Here is a 21849-nt window from a genome sequence, read left to right on the forward strand (position 1 = left end):
GTGATTTCATGATTAACAAAGAGTCTTACGAGCAAACTTTGGCCCATGTAAGCACCGCTTCGAGACCCTCGGAGCTGAAGATTACGGACATCCGCTTCACCGATATCGTCGGGGGGCCTTTTCACAGCAGCCTGATCAAGGTGTATACCAACCAGGGGCTCGTCGGCTTCGGGGAGGTTCGCGACGGCGCGGACAAAGTATACGCCCTCATGCTGAAGAGCCGTCTGCTCGGCGAAAATCCCTGCAACATCGACAAGCTGTTCCGGCGGATCAAGCAGTTCGGCGGCCATGCCCGCCAGGGCGGCGGCGTCAGCGGAATCGAGCTCGCCCTGTGGGACCTGGCCGGCAAAGCCTACGGGGTGCCGGTCTATCAGATGCTTGGCGGCAAATTCCGCGATAAAATCCGCATGTACTGCGATACGGAGGTCGTCGGCAAGGATACCGGCAAGGCGATGGGCGAAGCGCTGAAGAAACGGATGGACGCCGGCTTCACCTTCCTGAAGATGGATCTCGGCATCGGACAGATCATCAATGAGCCTGGTACGCTGAGCGCCCCGCTCGGCTTCCTGGAGGAGATGAGGGAAAAATCGAAGCGCCGCTACAATCAGAACTTCGACGGATTGTCGGAAGACGAGCTGCGGGAAATTACGAACCGCCACTACGATATCTACAACATCCCCCATCCCTTAACCGGCATTCATGTCACGGAAAAAGGACTCGACATGCTCGAGCAGTACGTCGCGGACGTCCGCTCCGTCATCGGCTACCAGGTGCCCCTCGCCATCGACCATTTCGGCCATATCGGGCTTCAGGACTGCATCAAGCTGGGCCGGCGCATCGACAAGTTCAACCTGGCCTGGATGGAAGACATGATTCCTTGGCAGTACACACAGCAGTACGCCCAACTGTCCCGGGCCGTCACCACTCCGATCTGCACGGGCGAGGACATCTATTTGAAGGAGAATTTCAAGCCACTGCTCGAAGCGGGCGGCGTCTCCGTTATCCATCCCGACGTCCTGACTACCGGCGGCATTCTGGAGACGAAGAAAATCGGCGACATGGCCCAGGACTACGGCGTCGCCATGGCGATCCATATGGCGGAGAGTCCGATCGCCTGCCTTGCGGCCGCCCATGTCGCCGCCGCGACCGAAAACTTCCTTGCGCTCGAATACCATTCCTGCGAGGTAGATTGGTGGGATGACATCGTTATCGGCAGCAGGCTGCCAGATAAACTCGTCCAGAACGGGTACATCTCGCTGACGGACGCGCCCGGTCTCGGCATCGACGATCTGAACGACGAGGTGCTGGAAGAACATGTCCACCCGGAAATCGGCGGGATCTGGGAGTCCACCGACCAGTGGAACAAGTTTTATTCCAACGACCGGCTGTGGAGCTGACGGCTGGCGGCAATACGAACCACCCGCACAGAGGAACGATGTGCGGGTGGTTTTTTCTCGTATGGATGACGACAGGTAGACGCGTGAAAGGACGCTGATCTCCGACCTCCCTTTCTTTTGATCCCCCTTTGTCGACGAAAGGCATGCCTCGTCAAAACGAAAAGGTACGGATCGGAGGGATCCGTACCTTGATAATTATTGATCTTTCTGTTTGGAAATGAACGAGGCTTAAGACGTCACCGAAGCCCGGCTCATCTTGGCCGCCGCTTCCATCAGTCCGGTGATATAGCCGACGCCGTACAGGCGGCCGAGCAGCTCATATCCCGGGTTCGTATTGTCCTCGCCTTCCATCGTCGGGACATGGTCCGGTCTCGCCGGCCCGTCGAAGCCGACCTCGTAGTAAGTCTTCATCGCTTCGAGCATATCCGTCTTGCCGTCGTCGTGGAAGGTCTCCTCGAACTTCTCCGGCGTGCCCTTCACGTCGCGGAAGTGGACGAAGAACAGCTTCTTCTGGCCGGCGAACTGGCGGATGACCGCCGGAATGTCCTCGCCCGCCGTCGCCAGCGTTCCTTGGCACATCGTCATGCCGCTGTATGCGCTCGGCACCAGATCGATCGCCCGCTGCAGCGCGGCCGCGCTCGTCAGAATCCGCGACACGCCGCGGATCGGCGAGATCGGCGGATCGTCCGGATGGAGCGCCAGCTTCACCTGCGCGGATTCGGCGACGGGCACGATTTTTTCCAGGAAATAGTGCAGGTTCTCCCACAGCTGCGCCTCGGTGACGATGCCGGCCTCCGTCAGCGGGGCATCCGCCATCAGGTTGTGGTCATAGCTTGATACGAGCGCCCCGCCACGCGTGCGGGTTGTCGTCGAGGTGCGGAACCAGTTAAACTGCGCCATGAAGTTGTAGCAGAGCACAGGAATGCCGGCGGCGCCCATGTTGACGATGAACTGCTGAAAAATCTCGATCTCCTCGTCGCGGCCGGGCGTCCCGAGCTTGATGTTGTTGCTCGGCGGCATCGATTCGATGACGGACAGCGTCAGTCCGAAGTCGGCATACCGCTGCTTCATTCGGATCAGCGGCATCAGATCCCATGGCTTCTCCGACTTCTCTTCCCACGGAAGGCCGCCAACCGCATAGTTCACGTTCATCTGCTTCGCCAAATGCCACAGCCGGTTCGGCTGCGAAGAGAAAAATTCTGCCAGTTGCATAGAAATGAGCACCTCTTTCTCATTAGCTTATTCATAAAAATTAGGATATCAATTCAGGATAACAGCAGCACCGTCTCACGAACAGAGAAGCTTTTTCACGCGGTGTCCCCGCCGATTGATATTGCACCGCCCCGTGCTGCTTCCGGTTTAACGGAACATTAGGAAGATTCGTCACAGGGGTCGCCTTTCGGGAGCTCCATTTCCCGAAAGGCGCTAATTCCTCAGTTCAGCTCCCTGCTTTGGCTGCCAGCTCCTTGCCGAGCTTGTCGATCTTGTCGAAGGCCTGCTCCAGGCTCTGTTGGCCGAACGTGACCGCGTCCATCTCTTTCTTGTAGGCGTCCACCCATTCCGTGAATCCGGGAGCCGGCGAGTAGAACGGCAGCGCTTTGTCGACGGACTGATCGTAAATTTCCTTGCCGAGCTTATCCTTCGCTTCCAAATTCGGCTCGAGCTCCTTGTAAATTTCCGGGTTGATCGGAATGCCGCGGGTCAGTCCGAGTGTTTTTCCCGCATCCTTATCCGTCACGAACCATTTGACGAAATTTTTTGCCTCTTCCTTGTTCTTCGAATTGGCGCTGACACTAAGGAAAATAGTCGACTGTGCCCAGCCCCCGCCGGCCGGACCGGTCGGCATATTGACGACACCCACTTTGCCCGGCATCAGCTGCTCCAGCGCGCTGACCGAGCCGGTTGTCGCTCCCCGGGTCATGACGACGCCGGAAGCCATCGGGTCCGCCTGCGGGTCGTTCTCCAGGAACGATGCCGCCTGGTCCGCCGGAGGCACAATTTTGTCCTTACGGAACTGTTCATAGGTTTGGTAGAACTTCATGAACAGGTCTTTATCCAGCGTGAACGTCTTGCCTCCGTCAGCCATGATCGGCGGCTTGCCCATCGCCGTCTGGTAGTAGTTGAAGCCGTCCCATGTCGTCGTGTCGCCGATCGGATACTTGCCTTCCGGCAGTTTGGCGCGGGCGTCCTTCGCCCATTGGAAATACTCGTCGTACGTCCAGTCTTTATGCGGCAGCGGGATGCCGTATTTCGCCAGATCCTCCTTGTTGAAGGCGATGCCCTGCGCGTTCTGGCTGAGCGGAATGCCGTACAGCTTGCCGCCGATCTTCAAATTCTCGAGGACGCCGGGATCCACGATGCCGGTCAGGTCGATATCGGACAAATCCTCCAGCTGCCCCCGGCTAACGTACTCCTGCAAATAGGCGGCGTCCATCTGAAGGACATCGGTAATCGATTTCGATGCCGCCAGTGTCGGCAGCTTTTGCCAGTAGGCGTCCCAAGCCATGTATTCCGGCTTGAATTTTACGTCCGGATGCTGCTGCGTGTACAAGTCCAGCGCTTTTTTGGTCGCTTCGTGCCGTTCGTCTGGTCCCCACCACATGATGCTCAGCGTCTTTCCGCTGCCGCTTCCTTTTCCGCCGCCGCTGCAGGCCGTGATCGCGAGGAGCAGCGCCAGCAGGAGAGAGACAAGGCTCATTCGTCTCATGTTCATCATCTTCCGTTTCCCCTTTCGTTTTATATCAGCTATTTTTTTCGTGGAATCTTATTACGCAGCCAAGCTACCCTTTGAGGCCGGTCGTCGCAATCCCCTCGACAAAATGCTTTTGCGCAAACAAAAAGATAAGCATGGACGGGAGGACGGACAACAGCGACATGGCGAGCAGCTGTCCCCATTGGATATCGAACTGGTCGATGAACATCCGCAGCGCCAGGCCGACCGTGAACTTTTCGACCGAGCTGATGTACAGCACCTGCGCAAAGAAATCGTCCCAGCTCCAGATAAAGGTAAATATCGCGACCGTCATGAGCGCCGGCTTGATCAGCGGGAAAATGATCCGGAGGAAGATGCCGTACACTGACGCGCCGTCGATTTTCGCCGCCTCGTCGAGGTCCCGGGGAATGCCCCGGATAAACTGGACCAGCAGGAAGATGAAGAACGCTCCTCCGCCGAAAAAATGCGGCAGCACCAGCGGCACGTAGCTGTCCACAAAGCCCAGCTTGTTAAAGAGGATATACTGCGGAACGATCGTTACCTGTCCAGGCAGCATCATCGTCAGCAGCAGGATGGAAAACCAGAAGCCCCGCAGCTTGAAGCTCAGCCGGCCGAAGCCGTAAGCGACGATGGCGGCGGTCAGCACCCCGCCGAAGACGTTGCCGACCTCCATCAGAAGCGAATTGCCGAAGAAGTGGGCGAACGTGTACTCGCTGGAGAAATGCCAGCCTTTGCTGTAATTTTCCCACATCGGCGTCTTGGGCCAGATCGTCGGCAGGCTGAGCTCTTCGGTCTTTTTCAGGGAGGCGCCGACCCACCAGATGACCGGGTACAGCATAAGAAGCGAGAACAAGGAGAGAAACAGATGATTCGTTACCTTGGACTTCAGCTTCACTTCGTTCCCCCTCCTTCCGATTCGTAGAATACCCAGTAGCGGGATGCGGCGAAGTTCACGATGGTCAGGAGTGCGACAATGGCGAGCAGGATCCAGGCCAGCGCCGAGGCATATCCCATCTGGTAATGCTTGAACGCCTTCTCGTATAAATACAAGGCATACACGTAAGTGGAGTTGACCGGACCGCCCTTCGTGATGATAAATGCGGAGGTAAAGGTCTGGAAGGAGCCGATGACGCCGAGGATCAGGTTAAAAAACATAACGGGAGACAGCATCGGCAGCGTAATGCTGATGAACCGGCGGATCTTCGCGGCGCCGTCCACGGCTGCGGATTCGTACAGCTCCTGCGGGATCTGCTTCAGGCCGGCCAGGAAGATGACCATCGTCGAGCCAAACTGCCAGGTGTTCAGGAGAATGAGCGTGCCAAGCGAAGTGTCGGGATTGGAAATCCACCCTACGCCCTGGATGCCGAACCAAGCGAGCACCTGGTTGATATAGCCGTCGAGGCCAAACATGTTGCGCCACAGGGCTGCCACCGCAATGCTTCCGCCGATCAGCGAAGGAAAATAGATGGCCGTCCGGTACAAGTTCATGCCCTTTAACTTCTGGTTCAGCGCCATAGCCACGAGGAGCGAGAAGAACAGCTTCAGCGGCACGGAGAACAGGACGAACAAAAAGGTGACGCTAAGCGATTTGGTAAAGGTCGAATCATTCGTAAAAATGTTGACGTAGTTTTCGGTTCCGACCCAGACGGGGTCTTCCAGCAGCGAGTAGTCGGTAAAGGACAAATAAAACGATTGGGCGATAGGCCACAGCGTAAGCAGCAAAAAGCCGATGAGCCACGGGGAAATAAAGATGTAACCCGCCAAATGGGTGTCCCCGGTCTTTGCGCGCTTTCGGACGGCGCGTCGGGTCTTTTCCGCTTCGGCTGTCGTTTTCGTTTCTGCAACCATCCTTTTCATTTCCTCCCCTCTTGCATTCCATCATCATAAAAATGATTGTAGTACTACTTTATTCGAAAGCGGTTTCATGATTAAAGGCGACGATTTTACGATAATGTTTGTTTTTTTAAAATCCGTCTGCCTCTCCCCCCGCTCCTTCAACTTCAGATGGTAAAAACGAGATATGCTCCGAAACGCCATTAACTTTCGATGTACATTTCAATGGTGTTGGGTTACTTATAACGACAAAACTTAGGTTAGTATCGTTCCAGGAGTTAGTTCACTTATAACGAACAAAACTTTCGATGTGTATCGTTCCAGGAATTTGTTCACTTATAACGAACAAAACTTTAGATTTGTCGTTCCAGGAGTTTGTTCACTGACAACGAACAGATTGCGATTTTGTCTTTCAAAAGGTGGACAAACGCAACCTATCTTTACTCTCAATCTTCCTCCCATATATAGGTTGGAATCTAGATGTTAATACAAGATGTAGAGACATCTGCATTTTAGCCGCCCGTAGAAGTATATAGTGTCGTGTCCATCTTTTATAAAACAAAACAAGAATATGTCCATTGGATAAGGACAGAAAGTGTACGAAAGCTTAATCAAAATGGACAGTGGGGAGAAAAGACCGATTGATTTGAGATGTGCGGAGTGCCGGGGAGCAGTTGATTGGTTTAAGATCTGGAAAATGTCATAGATAAGCCGTTTGGTTTGAGATCTGGAGTGTGTCATAGAAAGGCAGTTTGGCTTGAGGTCTGGAGAGTGTCATAGAAAAGCCGCTTGGTTTGAGATCTGGAGAGTGCCATAGAAAGGCTGTTTGGTTTGAGATCTGGAGTGTGTCATAGATAAGCCGTTTGGTTTGAGATCTGAAGAGTGTCATAGAGAAGCTGTGCGATGATCGAATGGATCAGCTCTGCTGAAAATTTATAAATTCGATCATCTAAAGAAAGTCGCATCGACAAAACGGAATCGGTCCTTAACAATGGAATCAAGCACTAGGTTCGAAAGCATCCATTGATCGAGGAGGGATTTTGGAATGAAATTTGACAATCCGGAAGATATCATTCAGTTGACGCCGCAGTGGAAGGGCGAGCGGTTCGAGAACGGACGGCCGAAGGTGCCCGAAGACGTGCTGAGAAGAATCCGCAAAATTACACTGGAAGAAGCGTGGGGGCCGCTCTGGCACCGGGGTTACAAATTCCAGTTTGAAGGCGCCTTCAAAATCGTGCATCCCGACCAGGTCATGGTGGGACGCGCGGTCACCGCGGTCATGGTACCGCAGCGGCCGGATCTGCACGAGACGCTGCTGAACTACGGTCATGAACAGGAAGGCCGCAGCGGCTTCTTCAACCAGTGGGTGATCGATTCCCTGGTTGAAGATGACGTCGTCGTGGTCGATATGTTCGACAAGGTCCACCTCGGCACCTATGTCGGCGGCAACCTCTCGACGGCCATCTCCACCCGCACAAAGCGCGGCGGAGCCGTGATCTGGGGCGGCATCCGCGACAATCAGCAGGTGTCCGAAATCAAGAACATCAACATCTATTACCGCGGAAGCGACCCGACGGCCATCGGTGAAGTCACCATGGTGGGCATGAACGTGCCGACCCGGATCGGCAAGGCGATCTGCCTGCCGGGCGACGTGGTGCTGGGCACGCCGGCCGGCGTCATCTTCATCCCTCCCCATCTGGCCGAGCTGACGGCCGTGCAGGCGGAGAAATCGCAGGTGCGGGACATCTTTGGCTTCGTCCGGCTCAAAGAAGGCGTCTATTCCACTGCGCAGATCGACGCCTCCTGGACAACAGCGCTGTGGGAGGACTTCACCCAGTGGTTTGAGAGCGACGATGCTGCCGCCGAGTATCGGCATCTGACCTGGGAGACCGAGCTTGAGGAAGCCCGAAAAAACGAGCTCGACGGTCCGAGGAACGACGTTCGGCTGTAACGGGTTTACACAACAAGAAGAAAGGAAGCGGGCTGAATGGCCTGCTTCCTTTTTTCGCTGCCTATTTGCAGATCGACTCCCGGTACTCGCTGGGGGAGACACCGACCTTCTTTTTAAAAATTTGGCTGAAATAGCGGGAATCCTGGTATCCGACCTTTTCGGCAACTTCATAGTTTTTGTAATGGGTGGTCCGCAGCATATCCTTGGCCTTGTCGATCCGGATTTCGGTCAGGTGCTCAATGAACGTCTTGCCGGTGTTCGTCTTGAAGAGCAGGCTCAAATAAGTCGGCGTAATAAACACCTTCTGCGCGACACTCTGCAGCGAAGCATACTGGCATTCCTGCTCCATGTAATGGATGGTCTTTTTAATAAGACTGCGGTGGCTCTCTTTGAGCGTGGGTGAAAAGACTTCCCACAGGCCGGTCAGAAACCGGGTGACGTAGCGCTTCAGTTCATCCAGCGTGCCGATCTTCACCAGCGAGGTCGCTTCAAACGGCTTGTAAGCGCCTCCATTCCCTTCGTCGGCAATCACCCTTTTTTCGATACCGACCAGCATCCGGATTGTCAGCTCATACATGCTTGTCACGTCGATCGGGCCTTTCTCCAGCAGCGCGGCATAAAACTGGTCCACCGCTTCTGCGATTTCCGCCTCCGTGGCGGCCGAGCGGAAGCTGGCGTACAGCTTTCTCTCCTTCTCGGCCGGGTAGCGTCCGACCGGCTCCATCCGGCGGATTTCGCTGTAATGGATGATCTGGCCCGTCCCGCGGTAAAACTTGTTATTCAGTGCAGCCGAAGCCTGCCGGTAAGAGAGATGGATGTCGCTCAAGTGGCTGCATGGCTTACCTACTCCAATGTTCACCGGATGGGGGAACCGCTGTTGAAGCATCGCTTGCACCCGGACCAACACCTCTTTGGAAACCCAGGAGAACAGCAGTCCGATCCTCCCTTCCTCGTCCAGAAAGACGACGCTCCCTTCCGGCACACGCTCCTGAAGATCGGCGCGCATGTTCTCAAGATATGCCAAGCGGTCATGCTCATGGTCATAAGGAGCGGTTGGCTCCAATAACGCAATGGCGGGAAACGTATAGTACGGGTTCAGGCGAAGCCGGGACAGGCTTTCCTTCAGTTCCCCCTTCATATTCGCTTTGCCGGAAATGAGGTGCCTTAGCAGGCGGTCCCTCATCCAAGTCATAACATCCTGGTCATCGAACAAGAAACGTTCATTTAACATGCTTCATTTCCCCTTTGTGAAGGATAACGAACGAGAGGCATGGTTCTAGTCCATATGGATAAATTTATAGGCATGCATATGCTCGATAAAAGCCTCCTCAACCGCGTCCCCGTCCCCTGTCTGGAGGACGGTGATCAGCCGCCGGTGCCACTCGGCCAGCAAATCCGTCGTGTGATGACGGTTGGAGATGGCCATAAAGCGCATCACCTTCGTCCTCATTTGGTTCCAGAGCTCCAGAATAGCCTGATTGTCGCAGCGTTTGTAGAAAAATCCGTGAAAATCCATATCCAGCTCGAGGATGCCCAGCGTGTCATCGCGCTCGACGGCTTCCTCCATCGACCGGATAATCATTTCCAATTGCTCGTAATCATCCTCCGATAAAGTTGGCATAGACGTTCGCACGGCGTAACCCTCAATAATTTCGCGAAGCACGAAAATATCTCTGATCTCCTTCGACGTAATATTGGAAACGACCGACCCTTTATTCGGAATGCCGTTGATTAATCCTTCCTGCTTCATCCTCTCTAACGCTTCGCGCACAGGCGCCTGACTGACCTGAAATTTACCCGCGATGTCCAGCACGATGAGCCGCGTTCCCGGCTGCAGCTCGCCTGCGATAATTTCCCGCTTAAGCGTTAAATAAATCTGTTCGCTGATGGAATTCCCCAAAGGGATGTAACTGCTGTTTGACATGACTCTCAGTCTCCATTCGCCGATCATCCATGACCGCAGATTTGACCAACACGTACGCAACGGCATTCAAGTAACCGTTTTCAAAACGGTCGGTCGATAGTTTCGCTGACTAACGTTCCATCATCCCTCCCGCTATTATCGATTATCGATAATTTGTTTCCATCATTATATGGGGACCAGATGCCTTCTGACAACGGAGAATTTTGACGAAAAGGGTTTGATTTTTTATGATCTTTTCGCGTAAATCGACAAGCCGTTTCCGTGGGGCTTCCATCCCTGCCCCTTCCTGCCACAAGCCCTATCCGCCATCGGACAATCGAATGTTATCCAATAAAAGCCAATCCCATGCATCCTATTTTCGGTGTAGCCCGCATAGTTCGTCCTACCTATCTAGGAAAAATACAGGAAATGAATGGTTCTTCCTTTCATTTTTTCAGAAAAAAATGCCGATTTATGAAATAAAGATATGAAAATATCGGGGATACTTGTCGAAATATAGAATAGGAACTAAAACCGGTCGGAATCCTTTCCGCTCAGGCATGCCGTCCGCCGAAACGGATGAATCCATTCAAATATATTACATACCTATTGACGGATTCTCACGGATCGGCAAATACGGCCCGCCCCGAGCTGCTCTTTTAAGCGCTGCGCCTGTTCACTCAGGTGCTGCCGGAACTTTAGACCTATATCGACTGCAGGGGGAATCTCGTTTGAACAAGCTACTCAAGCAAATATCCGGGCTTTTCAACATTAAAAAGCTCAGAAGCAGACTGATGCTCTTCATCTGTCTCATGCTCATTATCCCGACCGTTGTGCTTGCCGTCTTCGCCGTGAACAGCGCCAAAGCACAGCTTCAGGACAAAATGGAGGACACCACGAAGTCAAGCGTCATGCTGCTCGACAAACTGATCAACACGATGGTTGAAATGCAGCTGTCCAACGTGAAACAGCTCAGCAATCAGATTACGTATGCCGACATCGAAAACCACTCGGTGGAGACCCGAATCCTGATTGACGATTTTAAAGCGCAGCATCCGGAAATCGAAATCGTCTCGATCGGCACCGACAACGGGTCCTGGATGAAATCTCCTGACCCCGGCCAGCAGCAGTTCGATCCCCGGACCCGCAACTGGTACAAGCTGGCCATGAACAACAAGGGGCAGGCCGTTGTCGACGATCCGGCGATTTCAGCCACGACGAAAAACTATGCGGTCGCCATTTCCAAAACGCTGCCCGACGGCAAAGGGGTCATCAACATCAGCCTGAGCATCGGGAACATCAACAACATCGTGAAGCAGGTTCACCTTGGCAACGAGGGCTACATCTACTTAGTGGACCGCAACGGCCTCTTGATGTCGCACCCGACCGAGAAGGTGGGTTCCAAGTTTGTCGGCGACCAGCTCAAAACGATGCAGGGTAAAAATGAAGGGCTGCTCGACTACACCAACCCGCTCAATGGCGTTGGCCAGCGCGGCTATTTCGTGACCAACGAGCTGACCGGCTTCAAAATCGTCGGCATCCTCCCGGAGAGCGAATATACAAAAGCGACGACGCCGATCTTCTGGACATCGGCCATCGTTCTTGTGATCGCCGTCATTGCCGCGATGATCGTGATGTTCTTCATCATCCGCAGCATGACGCGTCCGATCGAGCAGTTGAACCGTTCGGCAAAGCGCGTGAGCGAAGGGTATCTGAACGACCGCGTCGTGACGAAGCGGCGAGACGAAATCGGAGACCTGGCGCATAACTACAACGCCATGGTCGACTCGCTGCGCCGGATGGTGCTGGACATGTCGGAAACCTCCAGCCAGCTGGCGGCCTCGAGCGAAGAGCTGACCGCCAGTACGGAGCAGAACGCGCAGAGCGTCGAATTCGTCTCCAATCTGATGACGGATTCAGCCCAAGAGGCCAACAACCAGGCCATCGCCGCGCAGGAAAGCGCGCGCACCATGGAGGAAATGGCCAGCGGTATCCAGCGTATTGCCGAATCGGCCAGCACCATCGTTGATTCGTCGAACCGTACGGAAGAAGACGTGCACGCCGGCAGCCGGAAGGTTCAGCTGGTCAGCACGCAAATGGACACGATCAAGAAGTCCACGCACGAGTCTGCTGCGCTGATCGAGAAGCTGAACGACCACAGCGCAAGCATCGCCGCGATGAGCACGGCGATCTCCGAAGTGGCTAAGCAGACCAACTTGCTCTCCCTGAACGCCGCGATCGAAGCGGCGCGGGCCGGCGAGCATGGACGCGGCTTCGCCGTCGTCGCCGAGGAAGTCCGCAAGCTGGCGGATCAGTCGAACCTCACGGCGGAGGAAATCCAGCACACGATCCAGGAGATGACGATGCTGATCACTGACGCGTATAACGTGATGCGTCATAAAGTGCAGTCCGATGTGGATCAGGGAATGGAAGTTACGGCAGAGGCGCTCGAAGCTTTTGCCAATATCGAAAAATCCGCCAAGCAGATCACCGACCAGATCCAGGACATTTCCGCCGTCACCGAGCAGATGTCCGCGAGCAGCGAAGAAGTGTCCGCCTCCGTGCAGGAAGTGGCCAGCATTTCGCGCAACACGGTCGCGTCGTTCGAGCGCGTGAGCGCCGCGAACCAGGAGCAGCTGGCGTCCATGGAAGAAATCTCATCTTCGGCGAACAGCCTGTCGAAGATGGCGGTGGACATGCAGGAGAAAATAGACCGCTTCAAGCTGGAGGGCTGATTGGGGCGGGCAGCAGCCCGCTTGATCTCCCGGCCCCCGGGGGTTTAAGAAATGTTAAAAAGCGTACCGTACGGTTTAAGTCCGTGCGGTACGCTTTTTGGTGTTTATTACGGGTGTGTCCCCGTCGGTATGCCTTTTAATGCCTGCAGGTTTGATGTGTTTCCCCATCAACCTGAGCGATTCCCTGTTTAGTTTCCAGCGGGCCCTCTCGCTTAACGCCCAAAACGTCGGCTCAGCACATGATGCGGATTTTGCAGAAACGGGCTGCGCGTATTTTTAAGCGTTTCGATGCGCTCAAGCGCAAGCCGGTCCGCGGCGGCATACGTCGGGATGCCGGCTTCCCGGGAGATGTCGAAGATGCGGGAGATGCTGCTATAGATCCCGCTGATTTGCTTCCAGGCGCGGTCCTTGTTATAGCCGTTCAGCTCGTCGGCAATATTGATGACACCGCCGGCGTTAATGACGTAATCCGGCGCGTAAACGATGCCCAGCTCGTGAATCAGGTCTCCGTGCCGGGCTTCCTTCAGCTGGTTGTTGGCCGAGCCGGCAATAACCTTTGCCTTCAGCTTCGGAATACTCTCATCATTGATGATGGCACCCAGCGCACATGGGGAGAAAATATCGCAATCAACGCCGATAATATCCCCCGGCGCCACCGCGGTGGCGTTATACTTCTCCACCGCGCGGCTGACCGCCTCCTCGTTGATATCCGTCACGATCAGCCGGGCGCCCTCCTGATGCAAATACTCGCACAGGTGGAACGCCACGCTGCCGACGCCCTGCACCGCAATCGTCCGGCCTTCCAGCGAATCGGAACCGAAGGCTTCTTTGGCGGCGGCCTTCATGCCTTGGTATACGCCGTAGGCTGTCGCCGGCGACGGATTGCCGGACGAACCGTAGGTCGGGGAGATCCCGGTTACAAAATCCGTCTCCTGATGAATGATATCCATGTCGGCCACCGTTGTGCCGACATCCTCTGCCGTAATATAGCGGCCGTTCAATCCTTGTATGTATCTTCCGAAGGCCCGGAACATCGCTTCGTTCTTGTCCTTTTTCGGATCGCCGATGATGACGGTTTTGCCTCCGCCCAGGTTCAGGCCTGAAATAGCGTTCTTATAGGTCATGCCCTTAGCCAGGCGCAATGCATCTTCGATTGCGGCTTCCTCGGAAGCGTAAGTCCACATCCGGGTCCCGCCCAGTGCCGGCCCGAGCGTCGTATCGTGAATCGCAATGATCGCTTTGAGTCCGGACGACTTGTCCTGACAAAAAAGCAGCTGCTCATAATCGTACTGTTCCATTGCGCTAAACAGTTCCATATCGGTGTTCCCTCCATTGTGATTCATGCCTCATGCTACTCACGCTTATAAGCGTAACAGGATCATTATAGTAATGATTTGACTTGAAAGTAAAGTTTTCACCCGTGTTATCCGACTTTCCGGGCTTTACCCGACTGGGCTTGCATGAACACAAAAAAGACGGCTGACGCCGTCTTAAAATGCCTTTGTCCCTGCTTCTCACGTTTCCGTCTGCAATCCCCAACCGGCGGGGTACGATACGCCGAGCGATACCGGCAGGCGCCCTTTGAAAGGGATAGCACCGGCAATCGCCTTGGCGGTGCTCACAAGCGCCAGCGGACGGCTCTCGTAGGCCGCAACCAGTGCAGACGCTTCCGGAAAACACATCAGGTCGTACGGATTGCGAAGCGCGGCCACCACGACCGGTTTGCCAAGCGCGAGCAAATCCTGGACCAGCTTGATCTGCGCCGGGTCAAACTGCGCATTGTACGTGCCCACGACGATCTGCCGCACCTCCCCGCCGCCGGCTTCCTCCATAAGGCGGCCCGCCTGCTCCGCCACTTCGGCCAGCGGCACCTGACGGTCGCTTACGTCGATCCCCAATGCTGCCAGGGCGCTGCCCAGGCTTTCCGTCCTCGCGATCGCTTCGTCGGCGATCGTCAGCGCGGCAGCCGCGACCGAGATGACCAGCGTGCGCTGCCGTTTCAGCGGCAGGATGCTATCCCTTGCTTGCACCAGCGTAATGCTTGCCTCGCTGATCCGTCGGGCCAGATCCATGTGGGCTTCGCTCCCGGGGAGCTTGTCCCGCAGTCCGGGCGCTGCCTGTATGCCATTCTGGGCCAGCTCGTCCTGCAGCCCATGCGAGTCTTCGACAACCTGCCCGTCCAGCTCCGGCCGCAGCGTCTCCAGCTCCGCCGGGCTCCCGAGCAGTCCGCGCTTCGCCTTCAGCGCAAGCAGCCTCCGCACGGAGGCATCGATCCGGCTCTCCGCGATCCGGCTCTGCTCCAGCGCCTCCATCGCCTCCACCTGCAGCTGCGGGGTCTGGCTGATCAGGACGGTGTCCGCTCCCGCTTCGACCGCCATCACCGCAGCCTTGACGGTGCCGTAATGCTCGGCGATCGCTTTCATTTCCATGCAGTCGGTCATGACCACACCATCGTAGCCGAGCTCCTCGCGCAGCAGGCCGGTCAGCACGGCATGCGACAGCGTTACCGGCAGCTTGGACGGCTCTAGCGCCGGAAAATAAATATGCGCCGACATGACCGCGTCGATGCCTTCGGCGAACGCCTTTTTGAACGGAACGAGCTCCACCTCATCCATCCGCTGCCGGTCGTGTGTAATCGTCGGCAGGTCCAGATGGGAGTCCACGGCGGTATCCCCGTGCCCCGGAAAATGCTTCGCCGTGGCCGCGACGCCCGCGTCCTGCAGACCGCGGAAAGCATGCGTCCCGTACTCCGCCACCGCTTCTGGGGACTCTCCGTAGGAACGGACGCCGATAACCGGATTCAGCGGATTGTTGTTCACATCGAGCACCGGCGCAAAGTTCAGGTTGATGCCGAGGGAACGCAGTTCCTCCCCACTGACGCGCGCGGACTCGTACACCCAGTCCGCCGAGCCCGCGGCGGCCAGCGCCATATTTCCCGGCATCAGAGCAACGCCTTCCGTGATCCGGGCGACCATTCCGCCTTCCTGATCAATGGAAATCCACAACGGCAGCGTCCCCGACGCCGCGGCCGCCTGCTGCAGGTCCCGGCTCAGTCTGCCCACCTGCTCCGTCGTCTTCACATTGCGGGCGAAATAAATGACGCCGCCAATCTGATGCGTGCTGATGAACTGCCGCAGCTCCTCGCTGATTTCCGTCCCCCAAAAGCCGCAAACGAACATCTGCCCGATTTTTTGCCGCAGGCTCATGCTCTTGATCAGCTGATCGATCTTCCGTTCCTGATTCATCGTGATATCCCCCTAGCTCATATGCTGTATCAATTGCGCTGCTGATTCCGATATGATTCCGATCTGATTCCAATATCTGCGAAATACCGTCATCGCTCCCAAATCCATGACAGCATGATTTAAAATATCGATTCTGATAGGATTCGAATCTTCAATGATCCATTTCTCTGATTTCAATTTCGATATAACGGACCCGGTTCCCCTTGCGATTCCTTCTCCCTATTCGGTCCGCTCATGCAGCCGCTCATGCAGAAAATCGACGATATGGACGGCCTTCATGCTGCCGCTGAGGCCTTCCTTCTCGATGCCGTGCTTCATCTGGAGCAGGCAGCCGGGATTGCTGGTCAGCAGATACTGGGCCTGCGTCGCTTCCACATGCTCCATCTTGTGATCCAGAATGCTGCCGGCCATTTCCGGCTGCGTCACGTTGTAGATGCCGGCTGAGCCGCAGCAGCGATCGGCGTTTTTCATTTCGATAAACTCGGCGCCCTCCACTTGGCGCATTAAAACGCGCGGGGCGTCCGCCGATTTCATCACGTTGCGCAGATGGCAGGAATCCTGGTAGGTGATTCTCACCTTCGGATCCCCTTCTGGAGCAGGTCCTGCCGAAGGGACGCCGAAGTTTAAGCTTCGGCCCGCACGGACAAGCAGCTCGCTGACGTCGACGACACGCCCGGCGAACCAGGCTGCATCCTCCCGCCACTGCGGATCTTCATGCAGCAGATGGTCGTATTCGGTTAGAATCGCCCCGCAGCCGCCCGCATTGGAGACGATATAATCCACATTCGCCTCCTTGAAGGCGCGGATGTTGCCGCGGGCGAGCTCCCGCGCTCCTTCCGCCTCGCCGCTGTGCGCATGCAGGGCGCCGCAGCAGTTCTGTGCCGCCGGAATCACTACATCGAAGCCGGCTGCGGTAAGCAGATCCACGGTATGAATATTCGTGTCCGTGAACAGCACATCCATAATGCAGCCTCTGAAGAGCGCTGCAGTTGCGATTTTCTCGCCTTTTGCGGGATGATACGCGCCGATCTTCTCAAGCACGCCCTTGCCAGAAGCTTCGGGCAAAATTTTCTCCATATCGCTGATATGCTTCGGAAACAGCTTCATGATGCCGGTGGACCGCGCTACCTTCCGCAGCCCCGACTTCTGGTACAGCTCGAGGCCTCGGCCCACGAGCTTCATCCGCTTCTGATGCGGAAATACCGTTTTGAACGCCGCATGACGGGCAGCCTTCACCAGCGGTTTATGCTGCTTGTGATCCTCGATCGCGTCCCTTGCCTGTTCAATAAGCTGCCCGTATTTGACGCCCGCCGGACAGGCCGGCTCGCAGGCGCGGCAGCCGAGGCAGTGGTTCATCTGCTCTTCGAACGCCCCATCCGGCTCCATAATGCCGTCCGCGACGGCCTTCATCAGGGCGATCCGGCCCCGCGGCGACTCAGCCTCGATGCCTGTCTCGGCAAAGGTTGGACACGCCGGAAGGCAGAAGCCGCAGCGCATGCAGTTGGTCAGCTGGTCCTCATCGAGGCGCAGCCGGAGCGTCTCGGCGAGCGGATTCGCCCGCTCCTTCACGTTCACCGCCTTACCCACGATCAATCACCACCCGTTTTCTTGTTTCTTTTGCGAACATTTTTCCCGGATTCAGCAGGTTATGCGGATCAAAGGACTGCTTGATCGCCTTCATGACCTCCATCCCCGCTGCCCCGACTTTCCATTCGAGGAACGGCGATTTGACCAATCCGACCCCGTGCTCGCCGGTAATCGTTCCCCCGAGCCGGATCGCTGCTTCAAAGATTTCCTCGAACGCTTCGTCCACCCGGTGAATTTCCTCCTGATTGCGCGCATCGGTCGTTGCCGTCGGATGAAGGTTGCCGTCTCCCGCATGGCCGAAGGTGCAGATCTGGACGTCATATTTCTTCGCGATGCGGTTGATCTCAAGCACCATATCCGCGATCTTGGAACGCGGCACCGTCGCGTCCTCGAGAATCGTCGTCGGCTTCAGTCTTGCCAGCGCGGTAAATGCACTGCGCCGTGCGGTCAGCAGCTTCTCGGCCTCCTCCGCGCTCGCCGCGATGCTCACCTGATCGGCTTGCTCGCTGCGGCAGATGTCCGTGATAAGCGCAATATCCCGCTCCACGGTTTCCATGTCGCCGTCCTGTTCAATCAGCAGGATCGCTTCCATGTCGAGCGGCAGCCCCAGCTTCGCATAATCGTCCACGACCCGGATCGTGGAGCGGTCGAGAATTTCCAGGGTAGCCGGAATGATCCGGTTCTCGATGATTTTGGATACCGTACGGGCCGCGCCGTACAAATCCTTGTACATCGCCAGCATCGTCTTCTTGTACTTCGGCGGCGGAATCAGCTTCAGCGTTGCCTCCGTGATGATGGCCAGCGTGCCTTCCGATCCGACCAGCAGCTTCGTCAGATCGTAACCGGCCACATCCTTCATCAGCTTGCCGCCGGTTCGAATGATGTCGCCGCTCGCCAAGACCGCCTCCAGCCCGATCACGTAATCCTTGGTCGTTCCGTATTTCAGCCCGCGCAGACCGCCCGAGCATTCGGCGATATTGCCGCCGAGGGTGGAGATCGACATGCTGCTCGGATCCGGCGGGTAGAACAGGCCGAGCTCCTCCACATGCGTAATAAACTGTTTCGTATTTAGCCCCGGTTGAACGATCGCCGTTAAATTTTCCATATCGATCTCGAGGATCCGGTTCATCCGGTGCATGACCATGACGACGCCGCCTTGAACGGGCACCGTGCCGCCGCACAGGTTCGTTCCCGAACCCCGGCCGACGACAGGGATTTTATGCCGGCTCAGCACCTTCATCACTTCGGAGACCTGGCCGGTATTTTCCGGGTATACAACCGCATCCGGCAGCGACTGCAGCATCGGCGTGCCGTCATACGAATGCGTGACCAGCGACTGGGGATCATCCTTTACATAAGAGCTGCCCAAAATGGCGACAAGCTCGCGTTTTACGTCTTCCTGCAGCAAGGAAAACACTCCTTTACATTCCATAATCGATATCAGTGCGAATAAATTAGTCAGGTCATCTGATGACTTTTATTGTGATCAAGTATACACTAAAATAAATGAATCTATATAGATTGAATTCAAGAAAGTCACATTTTAGACACAATTTATTCGCCGTAGGCCAAGGAATGACTAGTAAAAACTTTAAACGGAGGGACGCTTGAACGATGAATCAGCAGCGGCCGTTGAAACAATATGAGTGGGTAATGAATGATTTGAAGCGGCAGATGGACGAGGGCTCGCTTCAGCCGGGGGACCGCCTCTCCTCGGTCGTGGACCTGGCGCTCCAGTACAATGTGGGCAGATCGACCATCCGCGAGGCGCTCAGCGCTCTGAAAGCGATGGGGCTGCTGGATATCCGCCAGGGCGGAGGCACGTTTGTGCGTACACCGCCCGCCGATCCGCTGCCGGTACATCCCGGACAACTCTACGCGGACTTGTGGGAGGGACGCGCGGCTTCGCTGCGCCATCTGCTTGAGGTCCGGCGCGTGCTGGAGACCGGCTGCGCCTCCGTTGCCGCATCGAACCGCAGTGAGGCGGATCTGGCGGCCTTTGAGGAAATACTGCGCGAAATGGAGAACGCCGCCGATGAGCAGGTCAGCGAGCAGGCGGACGTGAAATTCCATCAGCAAATCGCCGCGGCCACGCATAATCCGCTGCTGCTGGATTTGATGGAGTCGTTATCGAACAAGCTGCATGAAAACATGAAGGATATGCGCGCCTTGTGGTTCTATGCCGAGCGCTCCTCCGCCGAGCGGCTGCTGCAGGAGCATGCGTCCATCTATGAGGCGATCCGGACCCAGAATGCCAAGGAGGCCCTGGCCCGGATGGAGGCACATATCACCAAAGTGGAGCAGGTGCTAAGCGAAAAAGGCGCGGGCGACCAGCCGCTTTGACCTCCAGGCTTAAGCCTGAGCCGCAGATGCGAAAGCTCGATGCCGCTGCCTAAGAGGCAAGCCCGCATTTAGCGTCCGCCCTTGCCTCCTGCCCACACGCGTTACAATTTACCCGGCATAGGCAGCACACAATGTTAACCTCCTCGCCGCCCGCTGTACCTTTTTAAAAATACTTCCAGCTTCCTTTTATTCGTATAGACGAGAATCAGCAGATTTACGAGCCATATGCACAAATATGGCCCCGGGAAGCCCCGGGCGATCAGATAGACGGAGACGAGCATGAAGCCGGCCACCACCTGGAAGCCGCTCGCTTCCGTGGATAAGGGCCGCCGGCTCATCAGCTTGGAGGCGATCAACAGCAGCGCCAGAATGACGGCCAGCGCCAGCGATACCTCAAACCGGGTCAAGGCGCTCCATACCCCAAAGGTGACGGCGATCGCCTTGCCTCCCTTGAACTTCAAAAACGGCGAGAAGGCATGCCCCGCAATCGGGGCCGCGGCGACAGCCAGCATGCCATACCCGTGCACGGTGCCGCTGCCGGCGATCCATACCAATGGCAAATATCCCTTCAAAAAGTCCAGCGCCACCCCCGCCAGACCCAGCTTATACCCCGCAGCGCTCCAGAGGTTGAACGCACCCGGGTTCCCGTCTCCCACCGCCTTCAAATCCTTGTGCGCCGCCCGGCCCAGCCAATACGAGAACATCAGCGAGCCGCACAGAAATTCCACAACTGTCAGCAGCAGGATCATCATGGTTCCCTGTGACCCCCAACATCAACGGCCCTGTCCTTCCACATGACATGCCCCAGAAACATGACCTGGTAAGCGGAATACAGCATCACCACCAGGAAAAAGATCGTGGATAAAATATGAAGAACAGGCATCACGAAGCCGAATTTGCCGACATTTTTGATCAGATAGCCGATGTGTGCCATGTACAGCAAGTAGCCCGCGAGTAAGGGGATTCCCCATGGCGTGTTCCATAGAAAGAACGTCCCTGCGGAGCAGACCAATCCGATAAACCAGAGCGCTATCAGCACGATCGTCCATGGACTCAGCTTGGCCGTGCTCAGCACCGCCCCTTTGCCGAATCCCTGCAGCTCGCTTTTAATACCGTGCGGGTACATACGGAACGATACCATCCCCCGGCCGATAAAATTCGTTACGCCGATCCCGGCTTCCATGTACTTGGCGCCCAGGTTTAAATCATCCAATATTTCCGACCGGATGCTGCTGTGGCCGCCGACTTGCTCATAATCTTGCCTTGTTGTCAAAATGCAGGAGCCGTAAAGTCCTTTCCGGAGATTGCGGCGTTCATAAGGGGAGGTAAACGCAAATACGCCCAAAATATTCGGAATGAGTGCAAGGCGTTCGTAAAATTTCTCGGTGTGGTGAAAGGGGACGACGGAAATGACGCCACCGGTACGGGAGCGAAGCTGCAGAAGCGAATCCAGCGCATGCGGTGACAAGCGGATGTCGGCATCCAGAAAAACGAACGTATCCCCGGAAGCATGAATGTAGCCGTTCCACACAGCCCATGTTTTTCCCGTCCATCCGGGAGGAAGCGGCGGATTCTGCACGATGGTCACCCCGAAGCCCGCGGCGACGTCCCGGGTCAGGTCCTGCGAGCCGTCGTCGACGACAATGATCTCATGCGGCTGCAAGCTTTGAGCCCGGAGCGATTCCAGGAGAAAAGCCAGATTCTTCTCCTCATTCCGCGCCGGAATGATCACGGAGAGCTTAGCCCCCGCCTGCCGCCCTGCGCCATCGCTGCGAGGGACCTGATTTTTGCGGAACAAAACAATCCCGGAAAGGATGCCGATAACAAATAACAGGTAAAGAAACAGGTAAAGCCCCATAGCCAACAACCCCATCTCTCTAAAGTAGCTGGAACCTTGGAAGGTTAGAGCCTTTCGTGCGTCAGCCGGATCTGTCATGAAGCGTTATCGTTGAATGATGCAACCATAGTTTAGCCGAGCATTTCTCCCTTTTCAATACATTATATTCCAGCCCCTTGGCCAAGGATTCGCGGATTGTACCATCCCTTCTGAAAACTTTCTGGCCCCTTCGGGCCATGCTGCGCAGCAGAACGCCTTTTATGATAAAATAATCTTATTACTCCCAGTACAGGGCGGCGGCAAGG

Annotated in this window: 16 protein-coding genes; 4 read left to right on the forward strand and 12 right to left on the reverse strand. The window is 56.0% G+C overall.

The annotated features are described in order from the left end of the window. The first annotated feature begins 8 nt into the window (after positions 1–8). Positions 9–1397 carry a mandelate racemase/muconate lactonizing enzyme family protein gene (locus GCU45_RS09460; protein ID WP_152398748.1) on the forward strand — a complete coding sequence of 463 codons (1389 nt, stop codon included), beginning with the start codon at positions 9–11 and terminating at the stop codon, positions 1395–1397. Between the two features lie 228 nt (positions 1398–1625). On the opposite strand, the gene GCU45_RS09465 is transcribed toward GCU45_RS09460, so the two are convergent. The 4 genes from GCU45_RS09465 to GCU45_RS09480 form a co-directional block, all read right to left on the reverse strand. Then, complete coding sequence (locus GCU45_RS09465) at positions 1626–2609, reverse strand: mannonate dehydratase (RefSeq protein WP_152398749.1); 984 nt, start codon at positions 2607–2609, stop codon at positions 1626–1628. 226 nt (positions 2610–2835) lie between these two features. Beyond that, positions 2836–4113, reverse strand: coding sequence for an ABC transporter substrate-binding protein (locus GCU45_RS09470; protein ID WP_244364497.1), 1278 nt, complete (start codon positions 4111–4113; stop codon positions 2836–2838). A gap of 64 nt (positions 4114–4177) precedes the next feature. Next, positions 4178–4948 (reverse strand): carbohydrate ABC transporter permease, encoded by a 771-nt coding sequence (locus GCU45_RS09475; RefSeq protein ID WP_076173753.1) that lies wholly within the window; start codon positions 4946–4948, stop codon positions 4178–4180. Between the two features lie 53 nt (positions 4949–5001). Continuing rightward, positions 5002–5967 carry a carbohydrate ABC transporter permease gene (locus tag GCU45_RS09480; RefSeq protein WP_374954734.1) on the reverse strand — a complete coding sequence of 322 codons (966 nt, stop codon included), beginning with the start codon at positions 5965–5967 and terminating at the stop codon, positions 5002–5004. A 1021-nt stretch (positions 5968–6988) separates the two neighbouring features. On the opposite strand from GCU45_RS09480, the gene GCU45_RS09485 reads away from it, so the two are divergent. After that, a complete protein-coding gene (locus GCU45_RS09485) occupies positions 6989–7894 on the forward strand; it encodes an RraA family protein (RefSeq protein ID WP_152398750.1) in 906 nt (301 codons plus the stop codon). A 61-nt stretch (positions 7895–7955) separates the two neighbouring features. Here GCU45_RS09485 and GCU45_RS09490 read toward each other — a convergent pair whose 3' ends face one another. Continuing rightward, on the reverse strand, positions 7956–9125 hold the full coding sequence (locus tag GCU45_RS09490; protein ID WP_076173643.1) for a helix-turn-helix domain-containing protein: 1170 nt from the start codon (positions 9123–9125) through the stop codon (positions 7956–7958). A gap of 45 nt (positions 9126–9170) precedes the next feature. After that, positions 9171–9818: a GntR family transcriptional regulator gene (locus GCU45_RS09495; protein ID WP_076173642.1), complete on the reverse strand. Its 648-nt coding sequence runs from the start codon at positions 9816–9818 to the stop codon at positions 9171–9173. A gap of 710 nt (positions 9819–10528) precedes the next feature. On the opposite strand from GCU45_RS09495, the gene GCU45_RS09500 reads away from it, so the two are divergent. Further along, positions 10529–12532 (forward strand): methyl-accepting chemotaxis protein, encoded by a 2004-nt coding sequence (locus GCU45_RS09500; RefSeq protein ID WP_341874549.1) that lies wholly within the window; start codon positions 10529–10531, stop codon positions 12530–12532. Positions 12533–12744: 212 nt separating this feature from the next. Here GCU45_RS09500 and GCU45_RS09505 read toward each other — a convergent pair whose 3' ends face one another. The 4 genes from GCU45_RS09505 to GCU45_RS09520 form a co-directional block, all read right to left on the reverse strand. After that, positions 12745–13848 carry a Leu/Phe/Val dehydrogenase gene (locus tag GCU45_RS09505; RefSeq protein WP_152398751.1) on the reverse strand — a complete coding sequence of 368 codons (1104 nt, stop codon included), beginning with the start codon at positions 13846–13848 and terminating at the stop codon, positions 12745–12747. A gap of 198 nt (positions 13849–14046) precedes the next feature. Next, positions 14047–15777: a beta-N-acetylhexosaminidase gene (gene nagZ / locus GCU45_RS09510; RefSeq protein ID WP_152398752.1), complete on the reverse strand. Its 1731-nt coding sequence runs from the start codon at positions 15775–15777 to the stop codon at positions 14047–14049. 219 nt (positions 15778–15996) lie between these two features. Continuing rightward, entirely contained in the window at positions 15997–17364 is a 1368-nt protein-coding gene (locus GCU45_RS09515; RefSeq protein WP_341874550.1) for a (Fe-S)-binding protein, read from the reverse strand. Continuing rightward, positions 17357–18772, reverse strand: coding sequence for an FAD-binding oxidoreductase (locus tag GCU45_RS09520; RefSeq protein ID WP_116234065.1), 1416 nt, complete (start codon positions 18770–18772; stop codon positions 17357–17359). The genes GCU45_RS09515 and GCU45_RS09520 overlap by 8 nt, the downstream gene beginning before the upstream one ends. A 206-nt stretch (positions 18773–18978) precedes the next feature. Between GCU45_RS09520 and GCU45_RS09525 the strand changes: the two genes are divergently transcribed. After that, positions 18979–19707: a FadR/GntR family transcriptional regulator gene (locus tag GCU45_RS09525; protein WP_152398753.1), complete on the forward strand. Its 729-nt coding sequence runs from the start codon at positions 18979–18981 to the stop codon at positions 19705–19707. A gap of 134 nt (positions 19708–19841) precedes the next feature. On the opposite strand, the gene GCU45_RS09530 is transcribed toward GCU45_RS09525, so the two are convergent. Both GCU45_RS09530 and GCU45_RS09535 read right to left on the reverse strand, forming a co-directional pair. Further along, on the reverse strand, positions 19842–20459 hold the full coding sequence (locus tag GCU45_RS09530) for a glycerol-3-phosphate acyltransferase (RefSeq protein WP_341874551.1): 618 nt from the start codon (positions 20457–20459) through the stop codon (positions 19842–19844). Continuing rightward, positions 20456–21565, reverse strand: a complete 1110-nt coding sequence (locus tag GCU45_RS09535) for a glycosyltransferase family 2 protein (RefSeq protein ID WP_152398754.1) — start codon at positions 21563–21565, stop codon at positions 20456–20458. Before GCU45_RS09535 ends, GCU45_RS09530 begins: the two co-directional genes overlap by 4 nt. Between the last annotated feature and the right edge of the window lie 284 nt (positions 21566–21849).

This window comes from Paenibacillus cellulositrophicus (assembly GCF_009363095.1).
GTDB classification, from domain to species: Bacteria; Bacillota; Bacilli; order Paenibacillales; family Paenibacillaceae; genus Paenibacillus_AQ; species Paenibacillus_AQ favisporus.